The following is a 20,411-nucleotide window of genomic DNA, read 5'->3' on the forward strand; positions in this document are numbered from 1 at the left end:
AAATGTCGGCGCGAGTGGGGCTGCCAGCTAACGCCCGGTGGCACACACCCGGATCCTGACTCGACCCGCCGCGGGCGCTGGCCGTCACCGTCAAACCCGCGAACCAGCGGCTGACACGCCTCCAAGCGGGATCGAGCGCACGGGCGAAACCCCTCCGCCAAGTCGTCGATGAACGCATCGACCCTTCGAGATTCGTCGCCGCGTCGGCGTCAAGGAGGGCGGCGGAACTGGCGCATCCCTCAGCACGAAACGGCGCGGTGGTTGCGCAACCCGGCGTGATGGTTCTCGGCATCCGCCAGGCCGCCATCAGGGCGGGTCCAGGAGTGCGCAAAAGGTGGCGAATCCCTTCTGCGTTCGCGTGATGTCGCCGGTGGCGTCGACGTCCATGAGCAGACCGCGGATCACGGCCAAGACCAGCGTGGCGAGTTCCGGTCGCCCGATGCTCCCCAGCCCCTCTTGCAGCGGGCCAAGCCAGTCCGTGGTGGCGCGTCGGGCGAACTCGGGTAGGAACTGAGATGCTGCGGTGTCGTGCCACTGGCCGAACATCTGACGGTAGGGCCGGCCGTCGACTCCGGCCATCGACGCCCAGGCACGCTCGAGGGTGACGGTATAGGGCTCCTCGGGTCGCCGCTGAAGTAGCCCACTCCAGGTGTCGAGTTGTCGTTGGCGCGCACGCTCCACGACCGCGCGGATCAATGCGTCGCGAGTGCCGAAGTGGTACAGCAGCATTCGAGCCGACGTACCCGTGGCGGAGACGAAGGGCTCGAGCCGGCCGGGGAGACCGTGCGCGAGAGCGTGCGCGACGCAGGCGTCCAGCAGATCATCCCTGATGTGCGGTTGGGGTCTCCTACCCATCTTTCCTCCACCGTCGCAGCCGACCGTCCCTTTTAACGTAATTCACGTTACGTCTAGCGTCGTGGTCAGTGCGGGTCTTCCAGATGGAGGTGGAGCGAATGCGGGTGGTCTTCGTGCACGGGGCATGCGTGCGAGACGGCTGGTGGTGGTGGCATCGCACCGCCGAATTGCTCGAGCGGCACGGGGTTCGTAGCGTAAGCCCCCGGCTTCCCAGCTGCGGCGAGGCGGGCGCGTCCCCGGGCCTCGACGGTCCCGGTCTCGCCGAGGACGTCGCCGCGGTACGACAGGTGCTGATGGACGACGATGAGCCGACGATCGTGGTCGCCCACAGCTACGGCGGTATCGTCACCGCCGAGGCTGGCGTGGGCGTCGGATCGATCCGTCACATGGTTCTCATCTCCAGTTACCTCCCCAAGGTGGGGCAGACCCTGTCGGACTTCGGTGGCAGCGAACCGGCACCGTTCCTCGACGTCGACGCCGATGCGGGCACGTTCGAAGCGCGCGACGAGTCGTTCGTCGACACATTTCTGCACGACTGTGACATACAGGTCCAAGACGCGGGGCGCGGTCATCTCGCGCGGCAAAGCATCCAGGTGCTCGGGCAACCGGTGACGGCGACCGCGTGGCAGCAGGTGCCCACGACCTACCTCGTCTGCACTCAGGACAGGGGGACGGTCGCCGAACGACAGCGCGAATTCGCCCGTCGTGCTGACGATGTCGTGGAGATCGAGGCCGGGCACCATCCGTTTCTCTCTCAGCCCGCCGTGGTTGGAGACCTCTTGCTGAGCCTGCCCAGACATGCGCCGTCGTGAGCTCACGCCCCGAGAAGGTGGGTGAGCGTCACCGCGGTGACGTGCTCTCGTGGCCCGGGGCGGGCTCCGCCAAGTGGTGCAGGATGCGTTCGTGCAAGACCGTCAACTGGTCGAGTTCGGCGGGAGTGAGCAGATCGATGAAGCTCTGGCGTACATCAGCTACGTGACCGGGTGCCGCCTCTTCGATCGCGGTTCGTCCGACGGCCGACAGGCAAACCATGGTGCTGCGACCGTCGTTCGGGTTGGGTTCGCGACTGATCAGCCCGCCCTTCTCCATGCCTCGGAGCTGGTGGGACAGTCGGCTCTTCTCCCAGCCCAGCGCGTTGCACAGATCCCGGGCGGACATGCGGTCCTCGTCATGATCGGAGAGCAATGCCAGGACCTCGTAGTCGGCCCCGGACAGTCCCGATCGTTGCAGGCCCCGGCTGATTCGCACGCCGACGTGGTGACGGGCGTCGATGAAAGCCCGCCACGCTCGTTCTTCCCGCGCATCGAGCCATTTGGGTTCCATGCTCGTCAGTCTACCCTGATTGGTTGACTCCTCACCCAATGAAGGTTATGGTTGAGTCATCAACATAATTCGTCGGAACTTGCAATGGCGCCCCCCTTCGCCCTCGGCGTGACCGTCTTCGCTTGAACGTCAACGCATCCCGCGCTTGCAGCCTCCTCACCACCACCACCAGAAGAAGGAACCTTCGATGCGCGTCTTCGTCACCGGCGGGACCGGCCATTCCGGCTCGTACATCATTCCCGAACTCATCGCCTCCGGGCACGAGGTCACCGGCCTGGCCCGGTCCGATGCGTCCGCCGACGCCCTGACGGCCCTCGGCGCGGCGGTGCGTCGCGGCGACCTCGAGGACCTCGACGGGCTCAAGGAAGCCGCCGCGGACTCCGACGGCGTCGTCCACGTAGGTCACCGCCAAGACCTGCTGCCCTCCGGCGGAATGGACGCCGTCGCCGCCGCGGAGGTCCCCATCATGGTCGCCTACGGCGAGGCATTGGCCGGAACCGGTAAGCCATTGGTCGCCGCGGGCAGCATCGGGTCGGCAGGCAGCCTGGGCCGCCCGGCGACCGAGGACGACCCAGCCCTACCCAACGGCGAGGAACATACGGGCACCCTGCGGGCCCGCAACGTGGTGGAGCGCACCGTCATTGGCCTCGCCGAGCAGGGGGTTCGATCGTCGATCGTGCGGCTGCCTCCCATCGCGCACAGTATGACCGATACAGCTGGCTTCCTGCCCGGGCTGATCGCACTCGGCAAGGAGAAGGGGATCGTCGGCTACCCCGGCGACGGCGCGAACCTGTGGGGCGCGGTGCACCTCCGCGACGCCGCCACCTTGTTCCGTCTGGCGCTGGAGAAGGGCCCGGCCGGCAAGTACTGGCACGCCGCGGAGGACGAGGGCACCCCGTTTCGCACGATCGCCGAAGCCATCGGGGAACGGCTGCACCTACCCGTCGTGCGCATTCCCGTCGACGTCTTGATGCTGCCCGGATACTTCGGCCAATTCACCAACCTGGTCACCATGCATCTGCCGGCGTCCAGCCTGATCACCCGCCAGACCCTGGGCTGGGAACCCACCCAGCCCACACTGCTCGCCGACCTGGACAACGGCCACTACTTCCCCGCCCGCTGACGGTGCGCACGCTAGGAGCCCCGCCCACGGACACCCACCACGCCGCGCGCTTCCGCCTGCGGCGGAGTAACCATCCATCCACGAGCACGACAGGATCTTCCATGAGCACCATCAGCATCATCGGCACCGGAAACATGGCCAGCGCCATCGGCAAGCTCGCCGTCACGAATGGGCACACCGTCGAGATCATCGGACGCGATCAGGCCAAGGCCGCCGAGGTGGCCGACTCTCTCGGAGGGAGCACCACCACAGCTGAGTTCGGCGCCGTCCAGGCCGGGGACATCGTCATCGTCGCCCTGGGGTACGCCAACGTCGTTCCGGTCGTCACCCAGTTCGGAGATGCCCTACGGGGCAAGGTGATCGTCGATGTCTGCAACCCGGTCACGCCGACAGCCGACGGGCTCGCCACCCCCGACGGCACCTCCAGTGCACGGATGGTCGCCGACGCAGCCCCGGCTGGCGCGAGCGTCGTGAAGGCGTTCAACACGACTTTCGGCGCCGTCTTGGCCAAGGGCCAGCCGGTGGACGTCCTGATCGCCGGCGACGACGAGCACGCCAAGACCCGCGTCGCCGAGTTCATCACGAGCCTCAACCTGCGGCCGCTCGACACCGGCGGCCTCAACATGGCGCACTACCTGGAAGCGACGGGCCTGGTGATGATCGGCCTCGCCCAACACGGAGTGGGACACTTCGACTTCGCGCTAGAGGTCACCACGCCACGCTGAATCACCCCACCACCGGCATCGTGGACGCCAGATACGCCGTGTCTCTGCGACATTCGACCAGATGAACATCTATGCAACAGGATTGAGGGCCGATCGTGGGAAGACTTGACGGCAAGGTGGCGGTAGTCACCGGCGGTTCCAGTGGCATGGCGCTCGCCGGGGCCAAGCTGTTCGTCGAGGAGGGCGCGCACGTCTTCATCACCGGCCGGCGCAAGGACGCGGTGGACGACGCGGTGGCGTCAATCGGACGAAACGTGACTGGTGTACAGGCGGATTCATCAAACCTGGCCGATCTGGATCGGCTATTCGACGTAATTCGACGGGAGAAGGGCTCCGTCGACGTGCTGTGGGCCAATGCCGGCGCGGCTCGAGAAGCCGCGCTCGGCACGATCACCGAGGAACACTTCGACGACACCTTCGGTCTGAACGCCCGCGGCACACTGTTCACGGTGCAAAAGGCGCTACCGCTGCTCAACGACGGCGGCTCGATCCTGATGACCGGATCCATCGCGTCGGTCAGGGGCTACCCATCCTGGGGTGTGTACGCAGCGAGCAAGGCCGCGCTGCACGCATACGCACGCGTCTGGGTGGCGGAGTTGAAGGACCGCAGAATCCGGGTCAACGTCTTGACCCCGGGCCAAGTCGTCGCACCCGGACTCGAGACGACCTTCGACGCCGAGACCGCGGCCGCAATGGAGGCGCGCGAAGCCCTCATACCTCGGGGATCCAACGGACGGCCCGAGGAAATCGCCACGGCCGCACTGTTCCTCGCCTCCGACGACTCTGCCTTCGTCAACGGCCAGGAACTCATCGTCGACGGCGGCACCACGGCCGTTTGACATTCAAGACTCGGCCACGTCTCATCCAGGTTCTGACGGCTCAGGGAGTTCGTTCGGCTCGCGGGAGGAGCCATTGGCCGTCGAGGATGGCCTGTCGTGGTCGGTAGACGCGGACCATGTAGTTCCATCCAAGGGTGATGGGAAGGCAGTTGGCCGCATCGGTCGGTTGTCCGCCGAACTGGGTGATGACCGTGCCGTCGAGTGACCTGGTGGCAGTGATGTCGTTGAGCGAGTATGTGTTTCGTGGGTTGGGGGCGAAGTAGCCATTGGCGTCGTAGACGGTGATCGACCAGAACCCGTCGACGGCGTGGTTGAAGTACATGTCGGTTTCGGCCCGGATGAAGTTGTCCGGGTTCACTCGTACTAGGTCGGGCCGCTCGGACGCGTCGGTCATGGTGCGCTCCCTGCGATGCACGGGTGTAGGTCGGACAGTTGCCAGGTCTTGTTGAACAGTGATGGGGTCGGACCGTAGACGCGGAACAGGCATTCGAAGTCACCACCAGGGTCGCTCCTGGATCCCATCATCAGCCGTTGATGAGCTGCGTCGCCGTACGGCGGCACACCGACGTTCACCGTGCCCATTCTTGCGGTCGGCTGCCGCGTGCACGCGGGATCAGTCTCGTTTGTAGACAAACGAGACGTCGCTGTGCATTGCTGTCTTCGGAGTCTCGAACTCTGGCGGCCGTCAGCCATTCGCTGAGAGGCGGGATCCGGAGTTCGCAGGCGATCGCCGCAATCAGCCAGAACCGGATCAGTGTGGTCTCCGGCCAGCTCGTGAGGTGCTGCGACGGTATACGGTCGGGCTGACGCCGACGCGGTTCTTGAAGGTCGTGGCAAAGTGACTCGGATTGGAAAATCCCACGCTTGCGCTGATGTCGGTGATGCTGGTTTGGCTGCCCCACAGGAGGGCCTTGGCCCGCTCGATTCGTTGCTCGATCAGATACTGGTGGGGAGTCGTCCCGAACGCGGTCGAGAACGCCGGCAGGAACGTGGCGGTCGTCATGTCGACCAAGGCGGCCAGCTCGTCCAGATCGATGCGGGAATCCAATTCCGAGTGAAGATAGTCGACGACGATCTGTTGGGCCCGCCGATCCATGTAGCGTGCGGCGCTGCCGGTCCGCCCGGAACTTGACTTGGCGGAGTAATGATCGGAGATGTGCAGTTGCATCGTCTGGGCCAGCGACTGACGAAACAGCGTTGCCGCGGCACCGTCGCGATGGGCTTGACCGGCAAGACGCTCCACCAGTCGATGCAGCAACGTGTCGGGATACCCGACACGCGGTGCAAGTTCTCGCTCACCGAAAGCAATTACCGGAACGACGATCTCACAGAAGCCGACGGTATCTCCTTGCGCGAGAGCGGCGTAACGCTGCCCGGCGGGTATGACCCACACGTCACCGACGCGGGGAAGGCAGTCACCCGAGGGGCCGCCATCGAACTCGATCTCCATCGACGTGAGATGTCCGCGCCGGTGAACGACGAACACGTGGTGCGGCTCTTGGAAGCACCAGTCGGTCGGTGACTCCACCGTTTCGGCGACGAAGCGGAAGTCCAGACCTTGGAGCCGTAGACCGCGTTCTGCCACGACGACGCGTTCGCTGCGTTCCCGACGCCCATCCCAGACCTGCAATACAACCGCTCCCTGACCCGCCTCCCGACGTTTTCGAAGGTCGGCGATTTTTCGAAGGCTTGCCACTGTCGCCTCACGATAGCGTCCGGGCGCGCACATCGACGAGAGGAAGCAATGCCCGACACCGTCAACACCATCGCCGGCAAGAACGTGTTGGTTGCAGGGGGTGCAAAGAATCTGGGCGGGTTGATTTCCCGTGACCTCGCCTCGCAGGGAGCCCGCGCGGTCACGGTCCACTTCAACAGTGAATCAACCCGCGCGGCCGCCGAAGAAACTGGCGAGGCCATCCGCGCCGCGGGGGTGCAGGCCCACCTAGTGCAGGGCGACCTCACCAGCGCGGCGGCAATGACCACGTTGTTCGAGGATGCCAGCAGCACGATGGGATCGATCGACATCGCCATCAACACCACCGGCATGGTCATCAAGAAGCCGCTGCCGGACATCACCGAAGAGGACTTCGACACGATCTTCGCGATCAACGCCAAGACGGCGTTGTTCTTCATCCAGCAGGCCGGTGAGCATCTCTCCGAGCGAGGAAAACTCGTCACGCTCGTCACCTCACTGCTGTCGGCCTACACCGGCCTGTACTCGATCTACGCCGGATCGAAGGCCCCCGTGGAGCACTTCACCCGTGCAGCGTCCAAAGAGTTTGGCAGTCGCGGGATCTCGGTCAACGCCGTGGCGCCCGGCCCCATGGAGACACCATTCTTCTACGGTCAAGAAACGAAGGAGTCCGCCGAGTTCAACCAGAACGCCGCCGACTTGTCGAAGTACACCAAGACCGGCCTGACCGATCCGCGCGACATCGTGCCGTTGATTCGATTCCTCGTCAGTGACGGATGGTGGATCACCGGCCAGACCATCCTGGCCAACGGCGGCTACACCACTCGCTGAGGTCAACCGTGCAGACGAGAGTGCCGACCTCCACCCCTGGCCGATCGCAAGGTTCGCCGACACCAACTCCCAGCATTCCCGCCCCGTCGACGAGCGTGCCGATGATGCCCAACCCCAACGGTGACGGCGCACTAGTTCCGTGTGATGGCACCATCTGCACCAATCCCAATCACGGGGGCGGCGACGACCCGGACCGCGACACCCCGCCCTAGCCCGGCCAGAACGGAATGCAGGGATGACTCCTACGGGCCCGTTGAGGATCACCCGGGCCTCAGGCGGGCCGTTGAGCCTCGCACTTCCCGCAGAGCCCGACGATGAGAGATCGACGATGCCTTCAACGCTGACCCCCGAGGTGCGCTACCTCATCGACGCCGCCAATCGTGGCGACGTCGATGCATTTCTGGCGACGTTCACCTCGTACCAGGGAGTCGTCGACGACTGGGGGCGCAGGTTCCACGGACCAGAGGCCATCCGACGGTGGAGCGACGCCGAATTCATAGGAAGACAGGTGTCATTGAACGTCATCCACTTCTACTCGATCGACGAGACCGAAGTCGTCGTCATCGCCCAAGTCGGTGGTAACGGGTTCAATGGTCCGAGCACCTTCACCTTCCGCGTGGCACACGGCAAGATCACCGAAATGCGAATCACCGCTTGAGCGCGACGCACCGTCACCAGCCGTCACTGCCGGGCCCGCACCACCGGGACGACGCCTAGTAGCGGCGGTCGCTGCTGGCCATGACGGGGTGCACCTCGGTGTGGACGCCGTCGACGGTGGCGCCGGCAAACTGCAACGTCGTCGCGGCGTCGTTGATGTCGATCGGATAGTTCAGCGTGGGCTTGGACACCGCGTCAAGGCGCGCGGTCTGCTCGGCGGTGAGCGACACCTCCAGGGCGCGCAGGTTGTCGTCGAGGTGGGCCATCCGGCGCGCGCCGACGATCGGCGAGGTGACGGCCGGGCGGTGCCGAAGCCAGGACAGCGCGACGGCGCCGGGGGTTTCGCCGATCTGCTCGGCGACGTCGACGACTGTCTCGATCACGTCGTAGTCGGCGTCGCTGGGTTCCCCTGTCAGCGCCACCCGCGCCGAGTCGGTGGCCGTACCGCGCCGGTAGCGTCCGGACAGCTGGCCACCACGCAGTGGGCTCCACGGAAGGACTCCCATCCCGGCGTCGCGGGCCAGCGGGATCAGCTCGCCTTCGACCGTGCGGGCCAGCAGCGAATACTCCACCTGCAGGGCCGTGACCGGCGGCCAGCCGCGCAGCAGTGCCATCGTGTGAGCTTGGGCGGTGAACCACCCAGGGGTGTTGGAGAAGCCGATGTAGCGCACCTTGCCGGCGCTGACCAGGTCGTCGAGAGTCCGCAGAGTCTCCTCGATCGGGGTGAATCGGTCGTAATTGTGCAGCCAGTAGAGGTCGACGTACTCGGTCTGCAGGCGGCGCAGGGTGTCGTGCAGCTGGTCGATGATGGCCTTGCGGCCTGCGCCGCCGCCATTGGGGTCGCCGGGATGCATGTTGGAGAAGAACTTCGAGGCCAGCACCACCCGGTCGCGGGAGCCGGGGCGCCGCGCGAAGTAGTCGCCGAGGATTTGCTCGGAGTGGCCGTTGGAGTAGAAGTTGGCGGTGTCGATGAAGTTGCCACCGCGCTCCAGGTAGGCGGTCAGCATGGCCTCGGATTCGTCGACCTCGGCGCCGATGCCGGTATCGGCACCAAAGCTCATGGCGCCCAGGCACATCGGGCTGACTCGCAGTCCGGAACGGCCGAGGGTGACGTAGTGGTCGAGAGGCATCGAAGCTCCTTTGGGGATGTGCGGGGGAGGTCTCTTCCAGCACACCAGCGGCCGCGCGGGAGCGGTAGTCGGATTCTCGTCGCCTCTTGCACGATCCTGCTAGCTTCTCCTGTCATGCCCCTCGACGAAATGCGCTCGCTGGTCGACCGGCACGCCGGGCGGACCGACATCCCGGACGTGATCGTGTCGAAGGCCACCACGTCGTCGCCGCCCACGGCGTCGATGTCGCACCCGATCCTGGCGATCGTGGCGCAGGGCCAGAAGCGGGTGGTCAGCGGTGACCGGGTGCTCGACTACGGGGCTGGCCAATACCTGGTGGTGTCGGTGGATCTGCCGGTGGTGGGCCAGTACGTCGACGCTAGCGCGATCGAGCCGTGCCTGGGGTTCGGCTTGCTGCTGCGGCCCGAGGAGATCGCCGCGCTCATGGTGCAGACGGGGTTGGCGCGTGACGGTGCACGCGAGCGGGAAACGCCGCCCGGCATCGCGGTGAGCGACGCCCCCGGCGAGATGGTCGACGCGGCGGTGCGGCTGTTGCGGTTGCTCGATAGTCCCGGCGATCGCGACGTTCTGGCACCGTTGATCAAGCGGGAGATCCTTTGGCGGTTGCTCACCGGTGACCAGAGTGCGATGGTGCGGCAGATCGGGCTGGCCGACAGCAACACCTCCGCGATCAGTGCTGCGATGGAGTGGATTCGCGACCACCACGTGGAGACCCTGCGTATCGAGGAGGCCGCCCGCGTCGCGCGGATGAGCGTGTCGTCGTTCCACCGCCACTTCCGGGCGGTGACCGCGATGACCCCGCTGCAGTACCAGAAGCAGATCCGGCTGCAGCAGGCCAGGTTTCGTCTCTTGACGGCGCCCGACGACATCGCGGGCGTTGGCCAGGCTGTGGGATATGTGAGCCCGTCGCAGTTCAGCCGTGAATACCGCCGCTTGTTCGGCGAGGCGCCGGGCCGCGACGCGCTGCGGCTGCGCGGGACCGCGCAGGACCAACTCGCGCTGTGAATTCACCGACGCTAGCCGCCGACGGGAGACAGTTCTTTCCTATGACCGCGCGGGATCGGAGGAGCGGAGGTCCGCGAGGGTCTCGCGGGCGAGCCTCGCGAGTTCCCTCGTTGCGGGCGACAGGATCGCCGAGTCCTTCTGAATGAGCGCGACGGTGTCGTAGAGCGGCTCCTCCAATGGCAGGTAGATGATTCCGGGTGGCGAGATCGAGGATTCCGCAACGGCCTTCGACACGATCGTCTCCCCCGCGCCCGCAGCCACGAGTTCGAGTGCGGTGTCAACCTGTTCGACCTCGATCAGGGGCTCGAGCACCAGGCCCCTCAGCAGGGCGCGGTCGGCGAGCTGACGACGGGTGGGGTCCCGCCATCCCGCGTGCGCGTCGTAGAGGATGAGGTTGGCGGCCGCCATGTCCTCGATGGACACCGGCCCGGTCCGCCAGGAATGGGACGTCGCGTACACCACCTCGTCCCTGAGCAACGGCGTGACGGACAGTTCACGCGTATCGACGGGTAGGACCACCAAACCGGCCTCGAGGGCGCCGTCACGAACCAGGTCTGCGACGTCCGCGGAGTTGACGCCGATGACGCGCAGACGCACGTTCGGGTAGCGGGCGTGGAACGACGTCAGCAGGTCGGCCATCGCGTAGTGCTTCGCATTGCGGAGGAGCCCGAACGACGCCACGCCGCCCTGCAGTCCTGTGATCGCCTTCAACGCCCGGTCGGCACCGTCGGCGGACGCCAGCGTCTGTTCGGCCAGGGGCATCAACTCCTCACCGGGGGTGGTGAGGATCAGTCGACGCGCACCACGCACGAAAAGCGGTGTGCCGTAACTCTGCTCGATGCGACGAATGGTCTCGGAGACGGTCGGCTGCGACATGTGCAGCTGCTTGGCTGCCGCCGTGAACGAGCCGCACCGCGCCGCCGTGACGAAGACGCGTAGCTGAATAAGCGACAGCGACATAGCTAAACACGATAGCAGTCCTCGGTTTTCACAAGGTTGTCCTGTTGTTCAGGCGTTCATACGCTGGGCCCACCTCGACCGCGAACAGCATCCCCAGGAGGATCACCATGGACACCTCGGAGGAGGACCGCCAGCTCGGCGAGCTCGGCTACACCCAGAAACTCAGTCGATCAGTGGGCGGCGTGTCGTCGTTCTTCCTCGGGTTTTCGGTCATCAGCGCCACGACGGCGGTGTTCTCGGGGTTCGGATTCGGGCTGAGCACCGCGGGTCCAGCGTTCGTCTGGACGTTCCCGCTCGCGGTGGCCGTCTTCTTCGTCTGGGCCCTGATCGCCGCCGACCTGGTGGTCAAGCTGCCGCTCGCCGGATACGCCTATCAGTGGACCAGTCGGCTCGTCAGCCCAAATCTGGGGTGGTTCACCGGCTTTGCCGGCGCCGTCGGGTTCATCAGCGGGTTCACCGGTGTCGCGTATGTGCTGTCCGGGTACGTCGGCAGCCTGCTGGGCATCGAGATGAGCACGTCGTCGCAGATTCTGACGTCGATGGCCGTCGTGCTGCTGTGCGTGTTGATCAACGTCTACGGCGTACGGCTCGCAACGATCCTCAACAACATCGGCGTGGCCTTGGAACTGGTCGTAACGCTCGGCGCGACGGCCTTCATCGCCATCGTCGCGTTCTTCGTCTCCAATGAGCACCAGGGCATCGGGTTCCTCTTCTCCACCGGTGCGGCAGGCGATTCCTCGTCGCCCTACGTCATCGTGTGGCTGACCGCCAGCCTCGGATGCATCTTCGGACTGCTGGGGGTCGAATCGGCGGCCGACGTCGCGGAGGAGACCAAGGACGCCCGCCGCACCATTCCGCGCACCATGTTCCTCGCCCTCGGGGTGGCATCGGCGATCGAATTCTTCATGTACGTCGTCTTCCTCCTCGTCATCAAGGACCCGACCACGCTGTCCGAGAGTGCGTCACCCATCAGCGATTTGTTCGCCCAGCAGGTGTCACCGTGGTTCTCCAAGTTCGTCATCGCGTTGGCGCTCACCAACATCCTGGTCTGCGTGCTGGCAAGCATGCTCGTCGCCACACGCTTGGTGTATGCCATGGGTCGCGACAACATGCTTCCGGGATCGCACTCGTTGCGACGGGTCTCGCCGACGCACAAGGTGCCGACGACCGCCGTGTGGGTCACCGGACTCGTCTCGCTCGCACTGCTGCTGTCGGCGCTCGCGAGCGAGCAGACCTTCTCCTACATCGTCGGAACGGCGGCGCTCGGATTCTTCGGCGTCTACTTCCTCACGACGGCGGGACTCCTAGTCGCCAACGCACGCAAGCGAATACCGCAGGGTCCAGCCGGAGTCTTCGATCTCGGCCGGATGCGGTTGCCGGTGTACGTCCTAGGAATGGTGGTGTTCGGGTTGGTCATGTCGGCGTTGCTGTTCCTGCCGGACTTTCGGGCCAACGCGATCGTCTTCGCCGTCACGATGGGGCTGGCAGGTCTCTGGTGGCTCGTCGTACTCAGAGGACGCATCGCCCGAGCCGAAGCGGGGCCGAAGTACGTCCTCGCGAACGTCGAGAACCACGACCCGGCCGCTGCGCCGTCCTGAACCGGTCCGGGGGCGCACACGTGTCGAGACCAAGGCCCACACCGGGCCTTGGTCTCGTTGCGTTGACCATGCACACGCATCTGTTGTTCGTATAGTGAAAACCTCTGGTTCGATTCGGGAATCACCGTCTAGTCGTACGGCTGGTGAGTGCCTAGCGTGGACGTCATGCGTTACTCGACTCCACTTCTGAACCGCGTGCAGGGCAAGTTTCGACACCTCAAGCACCCCCTCGTCGACGCGCCCGCCGCGCAGCGGGACCCGGCCGTCGTCGACACCGTCACCACCATGCTGCGCGACATCGAGGCCCGCGGCCTCGACGCGGTGCGCGACTTCAGCCGGACGCTCGACCACGACGAACGCCGCAACTTCGAGCTGTCAGCCCGCGACATCGCCACGAGTGGTGACCGATTGCCGCGCGATCTCAGGGAGGCGATCGAGCTGGGCTCGCGGCGCACGGGGGCATTCGCGCGCGAACAGCGTTCGCACCTCGTCGGATTCGAGACCGAACTGAACCCCGGCCTGGTGACGGGAATCCGCTACGTCCCCGTGGCGCGGGTGGGCGCCTACCTGCCGGCGGGCCGCTTTCCGCTGACCGCGTCGGCATTCATGACGGTGGGGGTCGCGAAGGTGGCGGGCGTGTCGACGGTCGTGGCGTGCACCCCACCCCAACCCGACGGCAACGCCAACGCCGCCGTCGTCTACGCGGCCCACGTGTCCGGAGTCGACCGCGTCTTCGTGCTCGGAGGTGTGCAAGCTCTGGCGGCCATGGCATTCGGACTCCTGGGCGAGCTTCCCGTCGACATGCTCGTCGGCGCGGGCAACGCATACGTCGCCGAGGCGAAGCGACAGCTCTTCGGCACGGTGGCCATCGACCTGCTGGCGGGTCCGTCGGAGGTTGCCGTGTTGTCCGACGAGACCGCCGACCCCGAGATCGTCGCCGCCGATCTGCTCGGACAGGCCGAACACGGCACGAATTCCCCTGCCGCCCTGATCACCACGTCAGAGGAACACGGACGCGCGGTGATCGCAGCAGTCGAGCGACAGCTCGAAGGTCTGTCCACCGAGCCGATCGCCGGGCCCGCCTGGCGGGACTACGGCGTCGTCACGGTCGCCGACGACCGCGAGACCGCCGCCCTCTTGATGGACGACCTCGCGCCGGAGCACCTCGAAGTCATCACCGCCGACGACGGGTGGTACCACGACCGGCTGCAGAACTACGGGTCCATCTTCCTGGGGCCGTGGAGCACGGTCGCCTACTCCGACAAGGGAATGGCAGGCACCAACCACGTGCTCCCCACGGCCGGAGGCGCCAAGCACAGTGCCGGACTCTCGGTGTCGCGGTTCCTCAAGCCGCTTACCTATCAGCGCGTCACCAGGGAGGCCACGCCTGCGCTCGCGAATGCCGTGCAAGTCATCTCCGATTCCGAGGGCATGGCCGCCCACAGCGCAACCGCCACACGCAGACTCGCCATCTTCGCCGAGACCGTAGGTGCGGAGTAAGCGGATGAGCGACGTGGATCAGACTCTCGTCGTCGGCGCCGTGCAGATGGCACCCGTCTTCTTGGACCGCGCGGCGACGCTCGACAAGGTCGAACGCTACGTGGACGAGGCTGGGGCGAACGGGTGCGCCCTCGTCGCGTTCGGAGAGACGCTCGTGCCCGGCTACCCGTTCTGGCTCGGGCGCACGGACGGGGCGAGGTTCAACTCCGATCTGCAGCGCGAGATTCATTCGCTCTACCTACGGGAGGCCGTGCAGATCGAGGCCGGTCATCTCGACGGGGTGCGGGAGGCCGCTCGGCGCAACGGCACGACGGTCGTGCTCGGCGTCGCCGAGACGCCCGCCGACCGCGGTGGTCACAGCATCTACTGCTCGGCGGTGACCATCGACGCCCACGGCGACATCGCCTCGGTGCACCGAAAGCTCACTCCCACCTACGAAGAGCGGCTGAGCTGGGCCAGCGGCGACGGCCACGGACTCGTCACGCACGAGGTGGCGCCGTTCACCGTCGGGTCGCTCAACTGCTGGGAGAACTGGATGCCGTTGTCGCGCACGGCGTTGTACACCCAGGGTGAGGATCTGCACGTTGCGCTGTGGCCGGGCGACGTCTCCGACACCGCCGACATCACCCGGTTCATCGCCCTCGAGTCGCGGTCCTACGTCATCTCCGCGTCCAGTGTCTTGCGACGTGAGCACATCCCGGACTTCATGCCCGGCGCGGACATGATGCGCGAGGCCAGCGACGAACAAATCAGCACGGGCGGGACCTGCATCGCCGCCCCCGACGGCAGCTGGGTGGTCGAGCCCGTCGACTCCGAGGAGGGATTGTCGGTGGCCACTCTCGATCATCGTCAGGTTCGCCGTGAACGCCAGAACTTCGACCCCGCCGGACACTACGGTCGTCCCGACGTGACACGACTCGTCGTCGACCGTCGGCGCCAGGCGCTCGCGACCTTCACCGACTGAACCCTCGCTGTCGAAGTGCTGCACGTCTTGCGAGGTCTACGTTGTGAGAATGGGTTTGTTCAGCCATGAGGAGTTCCACGACTCCTCCGACCGCAGTGCTGGCGATGCTAGTGGTGGGGTGGTCGAGAGGGCGCGCCGCACTGAGGTGGACGAGTTCGGCGCACCTGACCCGACGGTGGTAGGTCCGGGGTCACTGCCCGAGGATGGTTCGTGCGGTCAATTCGCCGTGCAGTTTCACGTGTCCACTTCCATGCTGGTCGCATTGAAGCGTATTGCCGACATGCGTGGGGTGAGCGTGCCAGAAGTGTGCCGCCAGGTCATGGGCGTGTTCGTTGCCCAGCAGGAGGGCGAATTGCGTGCGTTGCTTGCTGCTGAGACCGAGGTGGCCGACTACCGGCCGAGTTTGGGTCACTAGGCGGTCCGGCAGGGGACGGTCATGGTGGTGGTCGTGGCTGACATCGACGAGTCCAAGGCAATCAACGATAGCCATGGTCACGCAGTCGGCGATGTGGTCATCGTCGCCGCGGCACAACTGCTGACAGACCACTTCGGGCAACGCGCGGCCGTGGCTCGCATTGGCGGTGAGGCGTTCGTTGTGTGTGACTACACACTCTTGCACCGCATCATCGAGACCACCCCGACTGCCGCCGCTGTGGCAATTGGCACGTCTGGTCGTCGACGGTTTGCGAGTCGCCGGCCAGTCGTAGTCAGATCCAGATACCTGCGAGCAGCGACAGGAGGATGAACGCGACGACGCCGACGAGCAATGCAAGCAGAGCACAGTTGGCCCAGAACGACTTTCGCCGTGCGACCGCACTGTTCGCGAGAACCTGTGTGGCGAGGTATTCGGTCAAGCGGCGCGAGTCACCGGCCAGGATCGCCACTTCGGCCCCAGTCGCCCCGGCGGCCGAGAAGGCCTCGGTCGGAGGAATGAGCAGAATGTCGTCCGACTTTCTGCCACGCTGCAGCGAAATGCTTGGAAGCAGTGCCAGCACGCAGCAGATCGCCGAGAGGAGTGCTGCGATCCCGCACAGGACGGCGGCGGTCGTCGCCGCTGTCGAAGGTGGGCGATGGTCGGTGGCGTACCGGAGCAGTGGTCCGCCCAGGACGCTTGCGGCAGCAAGTATGCCGGCGGTTTTCGCCTCCGCGTGTTGGATCCATCCGGTGAGGACGCCGATGGCTTGCCAGGCTTGGGTGGTGTCGGACGGGCTGTCCTGGTCGCGGCGGCCCGACGACGCGTCGTCGACGATGTCGGACATCGTGAGAGTGTCGGCTTCGGCTGTCAGAAGGCGATGTCGGCCGCGGCGAATCGATCGGTGATGTCGCCGATCAACGTTTCATCGTAGGGATTTACCGCCAACGCCGGACCGCCAGCTACAAGATCGAGGTCGTCGAACCGCACCCATACGATGCTCGGACTGGTGGTCAATTCGAAGAAGTAGATGCGCTCGGTCAGGTCCGAGATGGAACGGTATTCCGTGTCGTAGATGCCGAACTTGTCGTCCGGAGCGCCGAAGGGCACCGAGACATTACGCATGACCGCCATGACGCTCGCAACGGCTTGGCGTTGGTTCTGCGGTTTGGGCAGCATCGACGAGAAGTACGACGCGCGTTGGAATCTGTCGATGGCGCTGGCATTGCCGGCCAGCGGCATCGAGTCCCCGGGGTGAGAGAAATCCTGGGCAGCCAGCAATTGAAGCTGCTCATCGTAGGTGGGATCGTTTGTCATCACTGTGTACTGGCGGCCATGGTGTATGACGGGCTGGCCGTGGGAGAACTCGATGATGGCTGAGTCGCCGCTGGCATCTTCAAGCGCGAGGTGAATCGTGGCATCGAAGCCGTGCGCGGCCGCCATGACGACATTGACGTCGTCCATGAGCGCGATGGCTTCGCTGACGTCGGCGGCTTGGTCGAGCAGATACTGCGCCCACAGAGCGGCGTGCACTCCAGGCTTGGCGGGGTCCCGCGGACCGTAGTCGGTCGATTCCAAGTAGAGACCGTGAGCCGCAAGGCCTCGTTCGTTGAATCCATCGATTCCACCGAGCCCGTACACGGTGGCGACGATCGTGGCGTATCGGGTCGTCCATCGCAACGGGTTGTCAGCGACCAGAGTGGCAGGTCCGAGTTGACCGCCGTCGCGTTCTCGACCGGCCGGAAATGCGACGAGCAAAGGTTGCGTCGATTCGGGCCAGTCCATGGTGCGGCCGGCGAGCACAGCGAGCTCGTTGTCGTTCCACAGCACTCGGGTACACATGCCGCTGACGATAACCGATCCACACCACCTATGCAGTTTGCCGAGCAAAATATGTTGTCGCCGTCAATATTGGGGTGTTGACGACGGGTGGGTTCTAGTCAATGTCGCAACACCGATGGACCGCTTGAGGCTCGCAGGGCGGCGAATAGGTCGGCGGGGCAACGGTCTTGGAGGACCATGCGGAGACGGTTGTCGAGATCCTCTGCATTGGCCAGCAAGTGCGCTGGCGAATGCCCGATGAGTGTCAGGCCCTTTGGGAAGTAATCACGCAGCAGTCTCCCTGGTACGTGCCGTCGTCGTAGGCCGCAGCTCCATTCTCGGCAAGCCGGTCGGGATGCTGCTGCTGGGTCGCGACGCCATGGTGACCTATCACCAGCTCAACGGTAGTGCCGAACCCGTCTTCTAATCTCGGCACGCGTCAGCCGTTAACCGCGGCGTGATGCCGTTTTACCAGCTCAACACACGCGACGGCGATACTCGACGCCATGCCGGAACTGAACCACGTCCCCGCCAGCACGCCACCCGAGGAGATCTCCGACCTGCTGCGCCGCGACGGTTACGTGATCGTCGACGACCTTGCGTCGACCGAGCTGATGGACCGCATCGACGACGAGCTCGCTCCGTACCTCGACGCCACCCCGCTTGGCTACAACGCGATGATCGGGCGGCGGACGCGTCGCACCGGTGCACTGGTGGCACGGTCACCAGCGTGTCGCACGTTGATTCAGAGCCCCACGATGATGGGCGTCTGCGCCGACTTCCTCGGCCACGCGTCGGCCTTCCAGCTGATGCTCACGCAGGTGATCTCCATCGAACCCGGCGAGTCGGCCCAGGCATTGCACCGCGACCAGAACGCGTTCGACTTCTACCCCTTCCCCGACGACTACCACGTGCAGTGCAACACGCTGTGGGCGCTGTCGGACTACACCGCCGAAATGGGTGCCACCCGAGTCGTTCCCGGCAGCCAGGTCGGTGACAAGAAGCCGACTGACTATGGCGACGAGGAATGTCTGCAGGCCGAGATGTCTCGCGGTTCGGTGCTGATCTACACCGGCAAGATCGTGCACAGCGGCGCTGCCAATCGTTCCGATCGAATCCGGCGCGCGATCAACGTGAATTACTGCGTCGGCTGGGTGCGTCAAGAGGAGAACCAGTTCCTCTCCGTGCCCATCGATGTCGCCCGAACCCTCGACGACGACCTGCTGAAGCTCATCGGCTATCAGGAGGGCGCCTGGGCGATGGGCTACTTCCGGGATTTCGAGGATCCGCTGCGGGCCATCCGCGGAGACGCCGTCGAGTACGGCTTCGACGGCAGCCGCCTCACCGGCGCGGCGAACACGGCGTTCACCGACTCACTTACGCACAGCGAGTGACCGTCGTCCCTCGGTTCGTCGAGGGAGGGCCGGGACACGGTGCGACGTCCGGTGGTGGGTGGTCGGGCCCAGCGCGCGACCGGCTGCGTCGGTGACGACTAGGCTTTGATCTGAGCCCCGGTGAAGAGTTCGGCGGCTTGCCGGGCATCGATGACAGAGCTCGTCTGCAGGTAGGCCATGGCGTTCAGGGCGGCGGTGTGGGCGGCTTCTGACGAGCCGTACACCGCGTCGTTGACGACGCGGAAGTGGTAGTCGAGTTGATGGGCGTCGACGGCGGTGTAGTGCACGCACACGTCGGTGAGGCCGCCGACCAGAACTACGGTGGTGGCTTTGTATCCGCGCAGAATGGTGTCCAGATCGGTGTTGAAGAAGGCAGAGTAGCGGCGTTTGCGGACTTCGTATTCTCCTGCGAGCGGGCCGAATTCGTCGATGAATGCCGCTCCTGGCGTTCCGTCGATACAGTGAAGCTCCTCGACCCCGTCGACTTCGCGGCCGATGTCGACCAATGTGGGATGGTGGACTTCGCGGATGAAGACCACGGGAATCTTGCTCGCCCGCGCATCGTGAACCAGCGATCGGATGGTGCTGACTTCGGGCGATTCGTCACTGCCGGCGGTAGGAACGAAGTCGCGCTGGACGTCGATGCAGATGAGAACTGTGTCTGCGGTGGGGATGGTGATGTCATGCATATACGGCCACCTTGTCTGTAGTGCGGCAAGTGCGGGAATGCATGCCGATCTGGTTGGCCGTCAGACTCATGCGCCCAGTCTTCCCAAGATTGCTTCGGGAAACACAATAGGTCGACGCCGGTGCGCTCGCACAGGGTGTAGTTCCCACCGGTCGTCCGTGCGTCCCGCAAGTCGAGAGTTCGGATGGCTCAGACTCGTCCTCACGAAAACGACCGTGGACGCATGGCTCGCGCATACTGTCACCCGTGCTCGACCATGACGAGGTGGAGCGGCTGTACGGCCCGTGGGCGGCCCGCACTCCGCGCGCCGCCGCCGCCTTCCTCGGCGACTACACCGGTAGGTGGTGGATCGCCGGCGGCTGGGCGATCGACGCGTACACCAACACCGACCGCGCCCACGCGGACCTCGACATCGGCATCCCCCGCGCGGACGCTAGGGCCTTCACCGAGTTCGCGGCCACCACACTGGACGTCTGGGCGGCGGCAGGAAGCCTGACACCGCTTCCCCGTGACCGCGCATCGCGCATTTCCATTGACTGCGGCAACCTCTGGTTGCGGGCCAGCGGCGCTGATCCGTGGGAGTACGACGTTCTGCTCGACGACGTCCGTGGCCGGACCTGGTTCTACAAGCGCGACGCCGGCATCTCCCGGCCCCTTGATGATTGCCTGTGGTCAGACGACGGCATCACCTATCTGCGGCCCGAGGTGCAACTCCTGTTCAAGGCGGAGCACGCCCGGGACAAGGACACCGTCGACTTCGAGCGCTGCCTGCCCTGCCTCGACGACCGCAGTCGCACGTGGCTCGCGCAGTCACTGCGTCGGCGGGATTCACATCACCCGTGGATCAGTCGCCTCACTTGCGGACCGTAACCCACACCCCCAGTCTCACCGCT

Annotated in this window: 23 protein-coding genes and 1 pseudogene; 15 read left to right on the top strand and 9 right to left on the bottom strand. The window is 65.4% G+C overall.

Annotated elements, in window-relative coordinates; translation table 11 throughout:
* Positions 1–306: 306 nt before the first annotated feature.
* Entirely contained in the window at positions 307–855 is a 549-nt protein-coding gene (locus tag H7K45_RS08620; RefSeq protein WP_263995374.1) for a TetR/AcrR family transcriptional regulator, read from the bottom strand.
* 68 nt (positions 856–923) lie between these two features.
* Here H7K45_RS08620 and H7K45_RS08625 point away from each other — a divergent pair, with 68 nt between their 5' ends.
* Positions 924–1,667 (top strand): alpha/beta fold hydrolase, encoded by a 744-nt coding sequence (locus tag H7K45_RS08625; protein ID WP_263995375.1) that lies wholly within the window; start codon positions 924–926, stop codon positions 1,665–1,667.
* A 28-nt stretch (positions 1,668–1,695) separates the two neighbouring features.
* Here H7K45_RS08625 and H7K45_RS08630 read toward each other — a convergent pair whose 3' ends face one another.
* A complete protein-coding gene (locus H7K45_RS08630; protein ID WP_263995376.1) occupies positions 1,696–2,178 on the bottom strand; it encodes a MarR family winged helix-turn-helix transcriptional regulator in 483 nt (160 codons plus the stop codon).
* Between the two features lie 187 nt (positions 2,179–2,365).
* Here H7K45_RS08630 and H7K45_RS08635 point away from each other — a divergent pair, with 187 nt between their 5' ends.
* The 3 genes from H7K45_RS08635 (at position 2,366) to H7K45_RS08645 (ending at position 4,865) form a co-directional block, all read left to right on the top strand.
* Positions 2,366–3,301: an SDR family oxidoreductase gene (locus H7K45_RS08635; protein WP_263995377.1), complete on the top strand. Its 936-nt coding sequence runs from the start codon at positions 2,366–2,368 to the stop codon at positions 3,299–3,301.
* A gap of 101 nt (positions 3,302–3,402) precedes the next feature.
* Entirely contained in the window at positions 3,403–4,026 is a 624-nt protein-coding gene (locus tag H7K45_RS08640) for an NADPH-dependent F420 reductase (RefSeq protein ID WP_263995378.1), read from the top strand.
* Positions 4,027–4,121: 95 nt separating this feature from the next.
* Complete coding sequence (locus tag H7K45_RS08645; RefSeq protein WP_263995379.1) at positions 4,122–4,865, top strand: SDR family NAD(P)-dependent oxidoreductase; 744 nt, start codon at positions 4,122–4,124, stop codon at positions 4,863–4,865.
* Between the two features lie 40 nt (positions 4,866–4,905).
* On the opposite strand, the gene H7K45_RS08650 is transcribed toward H7K45_RS08645, so the two are convergent.
* Both H7K45_RS08650 and H7K45_RS08655 read right to left on the bottom strand, forming a co-directional pair.
* A complete protein-coding gene (locus tag H7K45_RS08650) occupies positions 4,906–5,259 on the bottom strand; it encodes a DUF1214 domain-containing protein (protein ID WP_263995380.1) in 354 nt (117 codons plus the stop codon).
* A gap of 357 nt (positions 5,260–5,616) precedes the next feature.
* On the bottom strand, positions 5,617–6,561 hold the full coding sequence (locus H7K45_RS08655; RefSeq protein WP_263995381.1) for a helix-turn-helix transcriptional regulator: 945 nt from the start codon (positions 6,559–6,561) through the stop codon (positions 5,617–5,619).
* 48 nt (positions 6,562–6,609) lie between these two features.
* Between H7K45_RS08655 and H7K45_RS08660 the strand changes: the two genes are divergently transcribed.
* Positions 6,610–7,389, top strand: a complete 780-nt coding sequence (locus H7K45_RS08660; protein ID WP_263995382.1) for an SDR family oxidoreductase — start codon at positions 6,610–6,612, stop codon at positions 7,387–7,389.
* Between the two features lie 328 nt (positions 7,390–7,717).
* Entirely contained in the window at positions 7,718–8,047 is a 330-nt protein-coding gene (locus H7K45_RS08665; protein ID WP_263995383.1) for a nuclear transport factor 2 family protein, read from the top strand.
* 55 nt (positions 8,048–8,102) lie between these two features.
* Here H7K45_RS08665 and H7K45_RS08670 read toward each other — a convergent pair whose 3' ends face one another.
* On the bottom strand, positions 8,103–9,176 hold the full coding sequence (locus H7K45_RS08670) for an aldo/keto reductase (RefSeq protein ID WP_263995384.1): 1,074 nt from the start codon (positions 9,174–9,176) through the stop codon (positions 8,103–8,105).
* A 114-nt stretch (positions 9,177–9,290) separates the two neighbouring features.
* Between H7K45_RS08670 and H7K45_RS08675 the strand changes: the two genes are divergently transcribed.
* Positions 9,291–10,181, top strand: coding sequence for an AraC family transcriptional regulator (locus H7K45_RS08675; RefSeq protein ID WP_263995385.1), 891 nt, complete (start codon positions 9,291–9,293; stop codon positions 10,179–10,181).
* Between the two features lie 39 nt (positions 10,182–10,220).
* Here H7K45_RS08675 and H7K45_RS08680 read toward each other — a convergent pair whose 3' ends face one another.
* On the bottom strand, positions 10,221–11,141 hold the full coding sequence (locus H7K45_RS08680; RefSeq protein ID WP_263995386.1) for a LysR family transcriptional regulator: 921 nt from the start codon (positions 11,139–11,141) through the stop codon (positions 10,221–10,223).
* Between the two features lie 107 nt (positions 11,142–11,248).
* Between H7K45_RS08680 and H7K45_RS08685 the strand changes: the two genes are divergently transcribed.
* From H7K45_RS08685 to H7K45_RS31670, 5 genes and pseudogenes are all read left to right on the top strand, one after another.
* Entirely contained in the window at positions 11,249–12,739 is a 1,491-nt protein-coding gene (locus H7K45_RS08685) for an APC family permease (protein ID WP_263995387.1), read from the top strand.
* Between the two features lie 165 nt (positions 12,740–12,904).
* Complete coding sequence (gene hisD, locus H7K45_RS08690) at positions 12,905–14,239, top strand: histidinol dehydrogenase (RefSeq protein WP_263995388.1); 1,335 nt, start codon at positions 12,905–12,907, stop codon at positions 14,237–14,239.
* Positions 14,240–14,243: 4 nt separating this feature from the next.
* Entirely contained in the window at positions 14,244–15,203 is a 960-nt protein-coding gene (locus tag H7K45_RS08695) for a carbon-nitrogen hydrolase family protein (RefSeq protein ID WP_263995389.1), read from the top strand.
* 49 nt (positions 15,204–15,252) lie between these two features.
* Positions 15,253–15,618, top strand: a complete 366-nt coding sequence (locus H7K45_RS08700) for a hypothetical protein (RefSeq protein WP_263995390.1) — start codon at positions 15,253–15,255, stop codon at positions 15,616–15,618.
* 18 nt (positions 15,619–15,636) lie between these two features.
* Positions 15,637–15,948 (top strand): annotated as a pseudogene (locus H7K45_RS31670) (diguanylate cyclase); the annotation flags it as partial.
* Here H7K45_RS31670 and H7K45_RS08705 read toward each other — a convergent pair.
* Both H7K45_RS08705 and H7K45_RS08710 read right to left on the bottom strand, forming a co-directional pair.
* Positions 15,911–16,462, bottom strand: a complete 552-nt coding sequence (locus H7K45_RS08705) for a Pycsar system effector family protein (RefSeq protein ID WP_263995391.1) — start codon at positions 16,460–16,462, stop codon at positions 15,911–15,913. The pseudogene H7K45_RS31670 and the gene H7K45_RS08705 overlap by 38 nt on opposite strands.
* Positions 16,463–16,485: 23 nt before the next feature.
* Positions 16,486–17,457, bottom strand: coding sequence for a linear amide C-N hydrolase (locus tag H7K45_RS08710; RefSeq protein ID WP_263995392.1), 972 nt, complete (start codon positions 17,455–17,457; stop codon positions 16,486–16,488).
* Positions 17,458–17,710: 253 nt separating this feature from the next.
* Here H7K45_RS08710 and H7K45_RS08715 point away from each other — a divergent pair, with 253 nt between their 5' ends.
* Together H7K45_RS08715 and H7K45_RS08720 are read left to right on the top strand one after the other, a co-directional pair.
* Positions 17,711–17,863: a hypothetical protein gene (locus H7K45_RS08715; protein WP_263995393.1), complete on the top strand. Its 153-nt coding sequence runs from the start codon at positions 17,711–17,713 to the stop codon at positions 17,861–17,863.
* Between the two features lie 79 nt (positions 17,864–17,942).
* Positions 17,943–18,830 (top strand): phytanoyl-CoA dioxygenase family protein, encoded by an 888-nt coding sequence (locus H7K45_RS08720; RefSeq protein WP_263995394.1) that lies wholly within the window; start codon positions 17,943–17,945, stop codon positions 18,828–18,830.
* Positions 18,831–18,928: 98 nt separating this feature from the next.
* On the opposite strand, the gene H7K45_RS08725 is transcribed toward H7K45_RS08720, so the two are convergent.
* Positions 18,929–19,519: a cysteine hydrolase family protein gene (locus H7K45_RS08725; RefSeq protein ID WP_263995395.1), complete on the bottom strand. Its 591-nt coding sequence runs from the start codon at positions 19,517–19,519 to the stop codon at positions 18,929–18,931.
* 245 nt (positions 19,520–19,764) lie between these two features.
* Between H7K45_RS08725 and H7K45_RS08730 the strand changes: the two genes are divergently transcribed.
* Complete coding sequence (locus tag H7K45_RS08730; protein ID WP_263995396.1) at positions 19,765–20,388, top strand: nucleotidyltransferase domain-containing protein; 624 nt, start codon at positions 19,765–19,767, stop codon at positions 20,386–20,388.
* The last annotated feature ends 23 nt before the right edge of the window (positions 20,389–20,411 follow it).

Source organism: Mycobacterium yunnanensis (assembly GCF_025823185.1).
GTDB classification, from domain to species: Bacteria; Actinomycetota; Actinomycetes; order Mycobacteriales; family Mycobacteriaceae; genus Mycobacterium; species Mycobacterium yunnanensis.

Excerpts from the sequence above, each read along its gene's own strand:
- hisD (WP_263995388.1), top strand. The coding sequence starts at position 12,905 with ATGCGTTACTCGACTCCACTTCTGAACCGCGTGCAGGGCAAGTTTCGA.
- H7K45_RS08700 (WP_263995390.1), top strand. The coding sequence starts at position 15,253 with ATGGGTTTGTTCAGCCATGAGGAGTTCCACGACTCCTCCGACCGCAGT.
- H7K45_RS08670 (WP_263995384.1), bottom strand. The coding sequence starts at position 9,176 with ATGCCTCTCGACCACTACGTCACCCTCGGCCGTTCCGGACTGCGAGTC.
- H7K45_RS08675 (WP_263995385.1), top strand. The coding sequence starts at position 9,291 with ATGCCCCTCGACGAAATGCGCTCGCTGGTCGACCGGCACGCCGGGCGG.
- H7K45_RS08650 (WP_263995380.1), bottom strand. The coding sequence starts at position 5,259 with ATGACCGACGCGTCCGAGCGGCCCGACCTAGTACGAGTGAACCCGGAC.
- H7K45_RS08685 (WP_263995387.1), top strand. The coding sequence starts at position 11,249 with ATGGACACCTCGGAGGAGGACCGCCAGCTCGGCGAGCTCGGCTACACC.
- H7K45_RS08630 (WP_263995376.1), bottom strand. The coding sequence starts at position 2,178 with ATGGAACCCAAATGGCTCGATGCGCGGGAAGAACGAGCGTGGCGGGCT.
- H7K45_RS08680 (WP_263995386.1), bottom strand. The coding sequence starts at position 11,141 with ATGTCGCTGTCGCTTATTCAGCTACGCGTCTTCGTCACGGCGGCGCGG.
- H7K45_RS08620 (WP_263995374.1), bottom strand. The coding sequence starts at position 855 with ATGGGTAGGAGACCCCAACCGCACATCAGGGATGATCTGCTGGACGCC.
- H7K45_RS08710 (WP_263995392.1), bottom strand. The coding sequence starts at position 17,457 with ATGTGTACCCGAGTGCTGTGGAACGACAACGAGCTCGCTGTGCTCGCC.
- H7K45_RS08640 (WP_263995378.1), top strand. The coding sequence starts at position 3,403 with ATGAGCACCATCAGCATCATCGGCACCGGAAACATGGCCAGCGCCATC.
- H7K45_RS08725 (WP_263995395.1), bottom strand. The coding sequence starts at position 19,519 with ATGCATGACATCACCATCCCCACCGCAGACACAGTTCTCATCTGCATC.
- H7K45_RS08635 (WP_263995377.1), top strand. The coding sequence starts at position 2,366 with ATGCGCGTCTTCGTCACCGGCGGGACCGGCCATTCCGGCTCGTACATC.
- H7K45_RS08660 (WP_263995382.1), top strand. The coding sequence starts at position 6,610 with ATGCCCGACACCGTCAACACCATCGCCGGCAAGAACGTGTTGGTTGCA.
- H7K45_RS08665 (WP_263995383.1), top strand. The coding sequence starts at position 7,718 with ATGCCTTCAACGCTGACCCCCGAGGTGCGCTACCTCATCGACGCCGCC.
- H7K45_RS08695 (WP_263995389.1), top strand. The coding sequence starts at position 14,244 with ATGAGCGACGTGGATCAGACTCTCGTCGTCGGCGCCGTGCAGATGGCA.
- H7K45_RS08705 (WP_263995391.1), bottom strand. The coding sequence starts at position 16,462 with ATGTCCGACATCGTCGACGACGCGTCGTCGGGCCGCCGCGACCAGGAC.
- H7K45_RS08720 (WP_263995394.1), top strand. The coding sequence starts at position 17,943 with ATGCCGGAACTGAACCACGTCCCCGCCAGCACGCCACCCGAGGAGATC.